Origin of the sequence: Streptomyces sp. NPDC090025 (assembly GCF_044748125.1) — a bacterium.
Classification (GTDB): domain Bacteria; phylum Actinomycetota; class Actinomycetes; order Streptomycetales; family Streptomycetaceae; genus Streptomyces.
The window spans coordinates 703,815-715,290 of sequence record NZ_JBIVFL010000001.1 but is presented as its reverse complement, the minus strand read 5'-3'; the positions used below and the strand labels follow the sequence as shown (position 1 = coordinate 715,290).

The 11,476-nt window shown below is 73.0% G+C and carries 10 protein-coding genes and 1 pseudogene; 4 read left to right on the top strand and 7 right to left on the bottom strand.

The features are described from left to right. Positions 1-102: 102 nt before the first annotated feature. The gene (locus tag ACIPXM_RS03415) at positions 103-858 is read right to left on the bottom strand and encodes an alpha/beta fold hydrolase (RefSeq protein ID WP_401651446.1); all 756 of its coding nucleotides are present in this window, start codon (positions 856-858) and stop codon (positions 103-105) included. Positions 859-985: 127 nt separating this feature from the next. Between ACIPXM_RS03415 and ACIPXM_RS03410 the strand changes: the two genes are divergently transcribed. Then, positions 986-1,723, top strand: a complete 738-nt coding sequence (locus ACIPXM_RS03410; RefSeq protein ID WP_401651444.1) for a TetR family transcriptional regulator — start codon at positions 986-988, stop codon at positions 1,721-1,723. Between the two features lie 39 nt (positions 1,724-1,762). On the opposite strand, the gene ACIPXM_RS03405 is transcribed toward ACIPXM_RS03410, so the two are convergent. Next, positions 1,763-3,322: an ABC transporter substrate-binding protein gene (locus tag ACIPXM_RS03405; RefSeq protein ID WP_401651443.1), complete on the bottom strand. Its 1,560-nt coding sequence runs from the start codon at positions 3,320-3,322 to the stop codon at positions 1,763-1,765. A gap of 216 nt (positions 3,323-3,538) precedes the next feature. After that, positions 3,539-4,837 carry a metallophosphoesterase gene (locus tag ACIPXM_RS03400; protein ID WP_401651441.1) on the bottom strand — a complete coding sequence of 433 codons (1,299 nt, stop codon included), beginning with the start codon at positions 4,835-4,837 and terminating at the stop codon, positions 3,539-3,541. 138 nt (positions 4,838-4,975) lie between these two features. On the opposite strand from ACIPXM_RS03400, the gene ACIPXM_RS03395 reads away from it, so the two are divergent. Both ACIPXM_RS03395 and ACIPXM_RS03390 read left to right on the top strand, forming a co-directional pair. After that, positions 4,976-5,230 carry an SCO4848 family membrane protein gene (locus ACIPXM_RS03395; protein ID WP_401651439.1) on the top strand — a complete coding sequence of 85 codons (255 nt, stop codon included), beginning with the start codon at positions 4,976-4,978 and terminating at the stop codon, positions 5,228-5,230. Between the two features lie 268 nt (positions 5,231-5,498). Beyond that, positions 5,499-6,740: pseudogene (locus ACIPXM_RS03390) on the top strand (D-alanyl-D-alanine carboxypeptidase family protein); the annotation flags it as partial. Here the strand turns inward: ACIPXM_RS03390 and ACIPXM_RS03385 are convergent. From ACIPXM_RS03385 to ACIPXM_RS03370, 4 genes are all read right to left on the bottom strand, one after another. Beyond that, complete coding sequence (locus ACIPXM_RS03385; RefSeq protein WP_401651438.1) at positions 6,691-7,722, bottom strand: YihY/virulence factor BrkB family protein; 1,032 nt, start codon at positions 7,720-7,722, stop codon at positions 6,691-6,693. The pseudogene ACIPXM_RS03390 and the gene ACIPXM_RS03385 sit on opposite strands and share 50 nt — an antisense overlap. Further along, positions 7,710-8,186, bottom strand: coding sequence for a GtrA family protein (locus ACIPXM_RS03380; RefSeq protein ID WP_401651436.1), 477 nt, complete (start codon positions 8,184-8,186; stop codon positions 7,710-7,712). The genes ACIPXM_RS03385 and ACIPXM_RS03380 overlap by 13 nt, the downstream gene beginning before the upstream one ends. An 11-nt stretch (positions 8,187-8,197) precedes the next feature. Further along, on the bottom strand, positions 8,198-9,073 hold the full coding sequence (locus ACIPXM_RS03375) for a decaprenyl-phosphate phosphoribosyltransferase (protein ID WP_401652473.1): 876 nt from the start codon (positions 9,071-9,073) through the stop codon (positions 8,198-8,200). 106 nt (positions 9,074-9,179) lie between these two features. Beyond that, complete coding sequence (locus ACIPXM_RS03370; RefSeq protein WP_401651434.1) at positions 9,180-9,671, bottom strand: phosphatase PAP2 family protein; 492 nt, start codon at positions 9,669-9,671, stop codon at positions 9,180-9,182. A 307-nt stretch (positions 9,672-9,978) separates the two neighbouring features. Between ACIPXM_RS03370 and ACIPXM_RS03365 the strand changes: the two genes are divergently transcribed. Continuing rightward, positions 9,979-11,409, top strand: coding sequence for an FAD-binding oxidoreductase (locus ACIPXM_RS03365; protein ID WP_401651432.1), 1,431 nt, complete (start codon positions 9,979-9,981; stop codon positions 11,407-11,409). Positions 11,410-11,476 lie beyond the last annotated feature (67 nt).

The window sequence follows — 11,476 nt, the reverse complement described above, 5'->3', positions numbered from 1 at the left end:
CGGCGGCCGCGCCCCCGCCCCCCGCGCCCTCCCCCCCCCCCCCCCCCCCCCCCCCCCCGCCCCCCCCCCCCCCCCCCCCCCCCCCCCCCCCCCCGCCCCGGCTCAGGGCAGGAAGTCGAGCAGCAGGCCGGTGGTCTCCTCGGGGCGCTCCAGGGCGGGCAGGTGGCCCGCCCAGTCGAGGTCGATCCACTGGTTGTCGGGGAAGAGACCGGCGAGGCGCTCGGCGATGACCCGGAAGTCGGGGACGTCGTGGCCGCCGGTGACGAGCAGCACGGGCACGTCGATCGCGGCGAGGTCCTGGTCCGTCACCTCGACCTCGCCTGCCCGGAACTCCTCGGGCGCGGCGAGCTGCAGCTCGAAGGCGCGGGCCTGCATGGCGCGGACCAGGGCGTGGGTCTCGGGGGTGGCGTCGGGGCCGAGCCAGAAGGTGGCGTTGAGGTCGGCGGCGGCCGGCACGTCACCGGCCTCCAGGAGGGCGTTCTCGCGGGTGAAGAACTCCCGCAGCTCGGGACCCGCCCGGTGGCCCGGGGCGGCCGCACAGAGCAGCGCGAGGGCGGTGGTGCGCCCGGGGTGGCGGACGGTGAACTCCAGGGCCACCTCGCCGCCGAAGGAGGAGCCGACGAGCGCGGCCCGCTCGATGCCGAGGTGGTCGAGCAGATCGCGTATGTCGTCGGCGTGGACGTGCGCCGCGTCGACCGGGCTCTCGCCGAAGCCGCGCAGGTCGCAGCGGACCACTCGGTGCCCGGCGGCCGCGAGGGCCTTGACCTGGCCGTCCCACATGCGGCGGTCGCAGACGCCGGAGTGCAGCAGGAGGAGGGTGGACGTGCCGTCGCCGGTCACATCGTGAGCAAGTGTCATGGTGCAGACCTTAAGCCGGGTCCGGAATCCGGTACCGGCCGCCCGGAGTGCGGCGCTCGGCCCCGCCGGGCGGCCGGGGCACGGGGCGGCGTCGCGGACCGCGCCGGTCCGACTAGGCTCAGCATCTGTGAAGGACGCCAAGGACGCCAAGGAAGAGAAGCGGGACGCCCCCACCAAGGCGCCCAAGAGCGAGCAGACCCGCGCGCTCATCCTGGAGACGGCCATGCGGCTCTTCCAGGAGCGCGGCTACGACAAGACCACCATGCGGGCGATCGCGCAGGAAGCCGGCGTGTCGGTCGGCAACGCCTACTACTACTTCGACTCGAAGGCGTCCCTGATCACCGGTTTCTACGACCGGATGTCGCACGAGCACGCCGCCCTGACCTACGAACGCCTCCAAGGCGTCAAGGACTTCGAGGACCGGCTCGAGATCGCCGTGATGACCTGGGTGGACTGCGCGCGCCCGTACCACCAGTTCGCGGGCCAGTTCTTCGGCACGGCGGCGGACCCGGGGAGCCCGCTCAGCCCGTTCTCCGACGAGTCGCACCCGGCGCGCGCGGAGGCCGTGCAGATCTTCCGGGACGTGCTCGAAGGCTCCCAGGTCGGCCCCAAGCTGGACCGGGAGCTCCGCGCCCTGCTGCCGGACCTGCTCTGGCTGTTCCTGATGGGTGTCGTCCTGTACTGGGTCTTCGACACCTCGGAGGACGCGGAGCGGACCCGGGCGTTCGCCCGGAAGGTGACGCCGATGGTCGCCCGCGCCGTCAGCCTGTCCCGCTTCAAGGTCGTCCGGCCGCTGGTGCGGGACGCCGTGGACGTGATGCAGGAGTTCGTCGTACCGAAGGTGCGCAACACCGTGGCCAAGTAGGCCCCTTGTCGTACCCGGCCTGATCCAAAAGGCACGGGCCTAGATCCAGCTCAGCTCCCACAGACGCCACACGCCGGTGCCGTCCGAGAGGTACTGCGAGCCGGCCACTTCCTCGTTCGACAGGACGTAGTCCTTCTTCTGCCACAGCGGCACCAGCGGCACGTCCTTGGCGACCTCGGCCTGGATCTCCTTGAAGTCGCCGGTCGCCCGCGCCCGGTCGCTGTACTGCTGCGTGGAGGCGATCAGCGAGTCGATGGTCGCGCTGGAGAAGTCGTTGTGCAGCGTGTTGTCCGTGCCGACGAGCGGCGCGGTGAAGCTGTCCGAGTCGGGGAAGTCGGGGAGCCAGCCGACCGTGTACGCGTCGAACTTGCCCTGCGCGTACTCCTTCTGGAACTCCGTCCAGATCACCGACTTGACGTCGACCTTGAACAGGCCGGTCGCCTCCAGCTGCTTCTTGAGCTCGGCGGCCTCGGCGGCGTACGTGGCGTCCTTGCGGTGGCCGAGCGTGAACCGCACCGGGGTGTCGATGTTCGCGGCCTTGAGCAGCTTCTTCGCCTTCGCCACGTCGGGCTCCGGGTAGACGTCGTAGAAGGCCGTGCTGTGGCCCACGAAGCCCTGCGGGATCAGCGAGTAGAGCGGCTCGACCGTGCTCTGGTAGGGGCCGGTGGTGATGGCCGGACGGTCGATGACGGCGGCGACGGCCTGCCGTACCGCCTTCTTCGCCATCGGCGTCCCGGCCCGCACGTTGAAGTTGAGGTTGCGGATCTCGGCGCTCGCCGCCTCGGTGATCTTCGTGCCGCTCCTGGTCTCCTCGTTCAGCGCGTTGAGGAAGGCGGGCGGCATCTGCCGGTGGGTGACGTCGACGTCCTTCTTCTTCCAGGCGTCGGCGAGCTCCTCGGACTCCTTGTAGTACTTGACCACGATCGGCTTGCCCGGCTTCGTGATCGCGCCCTTGTAGCGGGGGTTCGGCTCCAGGGTGGCGCTGACGCCCGGCTCGTACGCCGTGAGGACGTACGGCCCCGAGCCGTCGACCGCGTTGCCCTGGCGCAGTGCCTTCGCCGGGTACGTGGTGTGGTCGACGATCGAACCGGCGCCGGTCGCGAGCTTCAGCGGGAAGGTGGCGTCCCGGCCGCTGAGCTGGAAGGTGACTTTCTGGCCTTCCGCCACGACCTGCTTGAGGGTCGGGAACAGCGGCTGCGGACCGACGTCCGTCTTGATCGCCAGCATCCGCTCGAACGAGTAGCGGACGTCCTCGCCGGTGATCTTGCGCCCGTTGGCGAAGGTCAGGTCGTCACGGAGCGTGCACTCGTACGTCGTCAGCTTGGTGCCGACGAAGCGGCAGCTCTCGGCCGCGTCCGGGACCGGCGTGGTGAAGCCGGCCTTGAACGTGAGCAGTGACTGGAAGACATTGCTGTACATCGCCCAGGAACCGGCGTCATAGGCGCCGGCCGGATCCAGCGAGGTCACCTCGTCCGTGGTGCCGACGGCGATCGGGTCGGTCCGCACCTCGTCGGACGGCAGCAATTGCCATCCTCCGACGCCCGCGGCTACCAGAACCCCACAAGTGATCAGAATGCGCAGACGGACCGTCGACCGCATGAAACGTGCTTCCTTTGTGCGTTCCCACCCCTGTCGCCGGAGCTCCTGGCCCACAGCGATGGCGTCAGCCAATCACACCCATTTCACAAGCGGAAGAGTAAACCTTCACACCGCACGCATATGTCCAGGGATAAGGGATTTCAGGGACTGAGCGGTACGTATCCGGCGCAGCGCACAGCGTGACACCGAGGCTCAAACCGGGCTTTACAGCAGCTCTCACGCCTGCTTGGAGGCCAGCTCCACGACGGTGATGTCGGAGGGCGCGCCGACCCGGACCGGGGGTCCCCAGGCGCCCGCGCCGCGCGACACGTACAGCTGGGTGTCGCCGTAGCGTTCGAGCCCGGCGACGGTCGGGTTGGCCAGTTCGGCGAGGTAGTTGCCGGGCCACAGCTGGCCGCCGTGGGTGTGGCCGGAGAGCTGGAGGTCGACGCCGTGCCGGACGGCGTCGTCGATCACGATCGGCTGGTGCGCGAGCAGCACGGCGGTACGGGCCGGGTCGCGGTCCCCGAGTGCCTTGCCGAAGTCAGGGCCGTGGCCCTCGCTCTCGCCCGCGACGTCGTCGACCCCGGCGAGGTCGAAGCCCGCGCCGATCTCGACCCGGGCGTTGCGCAGCGGGCGCAGGCCGAGTTCGCGGACGTGGTCGACCCAGGCGTCGGCGCCGGAGAAGTACTCGTGGTTGCCGGTGACGAAGAAGGCGCCGTCCCTGGCGCGCAGCCGGGCCAGTGGTTCGGCGGCCGGGCCCAGGTTGGTCACCGTGCCGTCGACCAGGTCCCCGACGACCGCGATCAGGTCCGGCTGGGTCGCGTTGATCGTGTCCACGATCCGCTGGGTGTGGGCGCGGCCCAGGATCGGGCCCAGGTGGATGTCCGACACGACCGCGATGCGATAGCCGTGCGCGCCGCGCGGCAGCTTGGCCAGCGGCACGGTCACCCGCTTCACGCGCGGCCCGCGCAGCACCCCGTAGGTGCCGTACCCGACGGTGCCGAGCGCGGCCGCGGCGGCGGCGCCGGTGACGAGCCGGTTGACGAGGAGGCGGCGGCCGAGGTCGGGGCCGGTCGCGCCGACCGTGGGCGCGGGGGCCGGGGCCTCCTCGGGCGCCGGGGCCGGGGCCGTGGCCGGTTGCTCCGGTACGGCCACGGCCACGTTCTCCGCCACGGCTTCCGCCTCGGCCACGGCCTCCGCCTCGGGTGCGCGGCGCGCCAGCCGGCGGCGCAGCAGCGGGCGCAGCGGCTCGGTCACCACGAGCGCCAGGGTCAGGTACAGCAGCACCGCGAGCCACAGGAAGCCGGGCCAGGCGACGATCCGCTGGAGGGTGAAGGGCGCGTCCGCGCGTCCGGAGACCAGCGCCGCGACCGACAGGACCGGCAGGGCCACCACGACGGCCGTCCCGATCCGCCGGGCGGCACCGCGCGGCGCCGTGAGGTCGCGCACCAGGCGCACCCACACATACCGGTGCACCGCCGCGAGCAGGCCGAGCACCACCACCAGGACCAGCACGAACACGACCACGCCCACGAACCCCGCCTCCGAAACCCGCACCTGCCCCACCGCGGCGGCCAGCGTACCCAGCCGGGTACCCGGCCCCTCCGGCACACCGCCGGAGCGCCGGTTCGATACTGGCAGGGCACGCCTCCCCCTCCCGAAGGACACCCCATGAAGCTCAGCCGTCGCTCCTCCTGGTTCCTGCTCGCGTTCGGGGCCTGGTCCTGGGTGATCTGGGTGACCTTCGTGAAGAACCTCTGGAAGGACGGCAGCGGGCTCGCGTTCGACGACGCCGGGGACCCGACCGCGTACTTCTGGGTGCACCTGACGCTCGCCGTCACCTCCTTCCTGCTCGGCACGGCGGTCGGCGTGCTCGGCCTGCGGGGCGTCCGCGCCCACCGCACCGGCGCGGCGCGGCAGCGGTGAGCCACGCGTGGGGCGCGAGTGAGTCGAATCGGACACCCGGCGAGGGATCCGTACCGGGCTTTCCGCCGTCTTCGTACGCATGAAGACGTTCCCCCGCGCCGCCCGTACCCTCCCCGCCCCCCGTGCCGCCCGTCCCGAGGCCGCCCCCGGCTCGCACGAGGGACCGCGCGAGGGACTGCGGACGGGTGGCGCGGTGGCCGGGAATCGGGCCGCGGTGTCGGGGCGGGGCCGACGGGGAGGTACGTTCTCGGTCGTGTCCGCTTCGAAGATGACCGCGAAGGCCGCCCTGGCGGCGACCGCCGCCGCCGCGCTGCTGCCCCTGCTCGCCGCCGCCCCCGCGCACGCGGACGGCAAGGCGCCGAAGCCCCAGCCCCCGGCCCGGATGTCGAGCGTCGGCGGCACGCTGCTGTCGCAGCCCGGCACCCAGGTCAAGCTGCTGCCCGGGGCCCCGGTGCTGCCCAAGGAGCTGACCGCGCGGTCCTGGATGGTCGCCGACGCGGAGAGCGGGCAGGTGCTCGCCGCGCACAACGCGCACTGGCCGCTGGCCCCCGCCTCCACGCTCAAGATGCTGTTCGCGGACACCCTGCTGCCGAAGTTCCCCAAGACGCAGAACCACACCGTGCTGCCCAGCGACCTCGCGGGCATGGGGGCCGGATCCAGCCTGGTCGGCATCAAGGAGAAGCAGACCTACAGCGTCCACGACCTGTGGCTCGGCGTCTTCCTGCGCTCCGGCAACGACGCCGTCCACGTCCTGGCCGCCATGAACAACGGCATCGGCAACACGGTCAAGGACATGCAGGCGCACGCCGAGGAGCTGCAGGCCCTCGACACCCATGTGAAGTCCCCGGACGGCTACGACGCCCCGGGCCAGGTCTCCTCCGCGTACGACCTCACGCTCATCGCCCGCAGCGGCATGCAGAAGACGGACTTCCGCGAGTACGCGGCGACCGCCCGCGCCAAGTTCCCCGGCGAGCAGAAGCCCGGCAAGAAGCGCGAGACGTTCGAGATCCAGAACACCAACCGGCTGCTCACCGGTGACATCGGCGTCCCCGCCTACCAGGGCATCGCGGGCGTCAAGAACGGCAACACCACGCACGCCGGAGCCACCTTCACCGGCGTCGCCGAGCGCAACGGCCGGGTGCTGCTGGTCACCGTCATGAACCCGGACTCCAAGGAGGCGCACGCCGTCTACAAGGAGACCGCGCGGCTCCTCGACTGGGGGTTCGCCGCCTCCGGCAAGGTGACGCCGGTCGGCGAGCTGGTCCGGCCGAAGTCGCTGACCGACCCGGGCAGCGCGGCCGGCGGCTGGTCCGCCGACGGCAGCGCCCCGGCCCCCGGCAAGAACGCCCCGACCGGCACCCGGCAGGCCGCCGCGGCCGAGGAGAAGTCCGGCGGCGTCGGCACCGCGCTCGCCCTCGCGGGCGGCGCGCTGGTGCTGCTCGCCGGTGCCGCGTTCCTGGTCAACCGGCGCTGGCCGCTGGCGGGTTCGGGACGCCGCCGGTCGGCCGGGACGCCGGATCGGGCGACTTCGGAGCAGGGGGCGTCGGAGCAGGAGACGTCGGCGCAGGGCCCTGAGCGGGAGCAGGGTCAGTCCCCGGCTCCGTCGGGCGGGGCTCCGCTGGTTCCGTGACCTCGCCGCGGGCCGCCGGGCCCGTCGCCGTCCACGCCGCGCAGAACAGCAGCAGCTTCGCCGTGAAGTTGATCCAGAGCAGCAGGGCCACCGGCACGCCGAAGGCCCCGTACATCGACTTCGCGGCGACGCCCTTCATATAGCCGCCGAGCAGCAGCTTCAGGAGCTCGAAGCCGACCGCGCCGATCAGCGCCGCGACCAGCAGGTCGCGGCGCCGTGGTTCGACGCCGGGCAGCAGCGTCAGCACGTACGTCAGGATCAGGAAGTCCGCGACGACCGCCACGAGCAGCGCGGCGGCCTCCAGGAGCATCCCGCCCGCGCCCTTGTGGGCGATGCCGAGCCGGTCGGCGGTCCAGCCGACGGCGGTGGAGCCGAGCCAGGACGCGGCGAGCGAGCACAGCATCACCCCGCCGAGGCCGAGCAGCACGACCGTGTCCTTGCCCTTGCGGACGAACGGGTTGCCCTCGTCCACCCCGTCCAGGCCCCACACCGCGCGCAGGCACTCGCGCATCGAGCCGACCCAGCCGATGCCCATGAACAGCAGCACGCCACCGGCGACGAGCCCGATGGTGCCCGCGTTGTGGACGAGGCCGCCGATGTCGAGCTGGTCGGAGATGCCCGGCACCTGGTCGGTGATCTTCGCCTCGATCTTGTCGAGCTGCTCGGTCGAGAGCAACGCCGCGCCGATCGCCGCGGCGACCGTGATCAGCGGGAAGAGCGCGAGGAAGCTGAGGAAGGTGATGGCGGCGGCCAGTCTGCTCCAGTAGACCTCGTCGAGGCGTTCGTACGCGCGCCAGGCGTGGGTGCGCATCAGCCTGCTGATCCAGGGGCCGATGACGGGGAGTTTGGTCAGCCAGTCCATGACGTGCGCGCCTCTTCCTCGGCTTCCTCGGTGGCGGGGTCCGTCCCGGTCGGGTCCGTCCCGGTCGCGAAGACCAGGGTCCTGGTACCCCAGAATCGCAGACAGGTAGCGAGGACCATGCCCACGCCGAGTCCTGACACCGTGTCGGCGCGCGCGGAGGTGAGGCCGAGGCCGTAGTGGGAGGCGGCGAGGCAGAGGAGTTGTACGGCGGCTCCGGCGAGGTTCACGGCGAAGAAGACGGCGTACTCGCGCAACCCGACGGTACGGCGGCGGTAGGTGCCGAGCGCGTTGCCGAGGTACGCGACGGTGCAACCGGCGAGGAAGGACGCGGTCTTGGCGGCGACCGGGCCGAGATCGAGCGGGCCGCGCAGCCAGAGGAAGACCGCGAGGTCGGCGGCGTACGCGGCGAGCCCGACGACGGCGAAGCCGCCCACCTCCCGCAGCCGACCCCTGTCCCGGAGCACCGGTGGGCGGCTCACAGGTCGGCGACCGCCATGCCGTACATCGCCGCCCACACCAGGCCGATCACGGCCAGCGGCCGGTCGCGCAGCACCACGTCCTCGGGTTCGCCCGCCGTCCCCCGGTCGGCGAAGACGGCGTAGCGCAGCACCGCGAGCACGAAGGCGACGACGGACAGCTGGCGCCACGGGAGCAGCGCGCCGTGGGCGACGCCGCCGCTCTCCAGCGCCCACAGGCAGTAGCCGAGGACGGCGACCCCGGCCGCCAACTGCCAGACGAACCGCAGGTATCCGGTCGTGTACTGGGTGAGCAGCGCCCGGGTCGCGCCCTCCGCGTCCGCCATCCGCACGGCCTCGGAGTAGCGCTTGGCGGCGACCATGAACAGCGCGCCGAAGCCGGTGGTGATGAGGAACCAGCGGGACAGCGGGATGCCGAGCGCGATCCCGCCGATCATCGCGCGCATCAGGAAGCCGGTGGTGACGACGGCGAGGTCGACGACCAGGACGTGCTTGAGGCGGACGCAGTAGGCGAGTTGCATCGCCAGGTAGGCGGCGAGCAGCAGCGCCGTCATCGGGTTGCAGAGCAGGGCGGCGGCGAGGGCCGCGCCGGTGCCGAGGGCGGCGCCGGTGGCGTACGCGAGGGGTACGGGGACCAGGCCGGCGGCGACCGGGCGGTGCCGTTTCACCGGGTGGGCGCGGTCGGCCTCGGCGTCGCGGGCGTCGTTGACCAGGTAGACGGCGGACGCGGCGGCCGTGAACAGGGCGAAGACCAGGCCGAGCCGGGCCGCGTTGGGCCAGGAGCCGAGCTGTCCCGCGGCCACCGGAGCGGCGACGACCAGGCCGTTCTTGACCCATTGGCGGGGCCGCGCGGTCCGCACCAGGCCGCGGACCAGGGCGAGCGGTCCGCGCCGCCCGGCGGCGGACGCGGACGCGGACGCGGGTACGGGTGCGGGTGCGGGTGCGGGTGTGTCGACGAGGATCGCCGTCACGGTGGTCGGTTCAGTCACGGCGGCCTCCGGGTGCCGCGCGCAGCCAGCCCCGGCCCGCGGCCGCCGTGGCGGCGCCGAGCAGCGCGCCCGCGGCGACGTCGGTCGGGTAGTGGACGCCGACGACGAGCCGGGAGAGGCACATCGCGGTGGCGGCCGGGACGGTGAGGTGGCGGGCCGGTGGGTGCAGCGCGGTGAAGGCGACGGCCGCGGCGACGGCGGTGCCCGCGTGGGCGCTGGGGAAGGAGTGCGGGCCCTCGGTGCGGACCAGCGGCACGTACCGGTCGGCCGCCGGGCGGGGGCGCCGTACCACCCGCTTCACGGCCATGGTGGCGAGGTGCGCGGCCCCGACGAGCGCCGTGCCGCGCAGCCAGCCGGTCCGCCGGGCCCGGTCGAGGGCGGCGCCGGTGAGCCCGGCGGCGATCCACAGGGCGCCGTGCTCGCCGCCGTACGAGAGCCCCTTGGCGACCGCGGCCACCCCGGGCCGCCGCCCGGTGGCGCGCACGACGCCGAGGATCCGCCGGTCGGCCCCGGCGGCCCAGGCCCCGGGAGCCCACAAGCCGGATGAGCCGGATGAGCCGGATGAGCCGGGCGTCCGCGCCTCGGCCGTCCACGAGGACCGTCGCACCATGCCCGTACGCCTCCTGCTCCTGCCGCCGCCGTTTCGCGTCCCGCCGTCAACCAGGGGTGACTCTGACGGGCGGAGGTGCCCTACGGGTCGGGTCGCTTTCCTGACACTCGTTTAATCACCCATTTCGACGAACCACCCGGCAATGCGACATAAGCGACACTCCCGGCTATACGGTCACTCCATGGCAGCCGAGACCGACATCGACGACGCCGACACGGCCCCCGACATCGGCACCGACGTCGACACCGACATCGCCGACATCGACATCGACACGCTCACCGGCTGGGGCCGCACCGCGCCCACCCACGCGCGGGTGATCAGGCCCCGGACGTACGAGGAGGCCGCCGCGGCCGTGCTCGCCTGCGGGGCGCGCGGGTCGATCGCCCGGGGGCTCGGCCGGGCCTACGGCGACGCCGCGCAGAACGCGGGCGGCTCCGTGCTCGACATGACCGGCCTCGCCCGGATCCGGGCCGTCGACGCCGAGGCGGGCCTGGTGGTCTGCGACGCGGGCGTCAGCCTGCACCACCTGATGGAGGTGCTGCTGCCGCTCGGCTGGTTCGTGCCGGTCACCCCCGGCACCCGGTACGTGACCGTCGGCGGGGCCGTCGGCGCCGACATCCACGGCAAGAACCACCATGTCTCCGGCTCCTTCGCCCGCCATGTCGTCGCGCTCGACCTGCTCACCGCCGACGGCCGGGTCCGTACGGTGGCCCCCGGCACCCCGCTGTTCGACGCGACCGCCGGCGGCATGGGTCTGACCGGCGTGATCCTCTCCGTCACGCTGCGGCTGCTGCCGGTCGAGACCTCGCTGATGAGCGTCGACACCGAACGGGCCACCGACCTCGACGACCTGATGGCCCGGCTGACCGCGAACGACGACCGCTACCGCTACTCGGTCGCCTGGATCGACCTGCTCGCCCGCGGCTCCGCCACCGGCCGCGCGGTCCTGACCCGCGGCGACCACGCCCCGTACGACGCGCTCCCGGTCCGCGCCCGGCGGGCCCGCCGCGAACCGCTCGCCTTCCGTCCTGGACGGCTGCCCGCCGCCCCCGCGTACGTCCCCGAGGGGCTGCTGGGCCGCGCGAGCGTCGGACTCTTCAACGAGCTCTGGTACCGCAAGGCCCCCCGTCACTCGACCGGGCGGCTGCAACGGCTCTCGTCGTTCTTCCACCCGCTCGACGGGGTGCCGCACTGGAACCGGGTGTACGGGCGCGGCGGCTTCGTCCAGTACCAGTTCGTCGTCGGCCACGGGCAGGAGGAGACGCTGCGCCGGGTGGTCCGGCGGATCGCCACCCGCGGCTGTCCGTCGTTCCTCGCGGTCCTGAAGCGGTTCGGCGCGGCCGACCCGGGCTGGCTGTCGTTCCCGATGCCCGGCTGGACCCTCGCCCTCGACATCCCGGCCTCGCTCAGCGGCCTCGGCGCGTTCCTCGACGAGCTCGACGAGGAGGTCGTCGCCGCCGGGGGCCGGGTCTACCTGGCCAAGGACTCCCGGCTGCGGCCCGAACTGCTCGCCGCGATGTATCCGCGGCTCACCGACTTCCGCGAGCTGCGGGCGGCCCTCGACCCGCGCGGCGTCTTCGTCTCCGACCTGGCCCGCCGCCTCGCCCTCTGATCCCCGTGATCCCCCCTGATCCCCCGATCTTGTCCCCTGCCGTCCCCCGCCGTCCCCCACGGTCCCG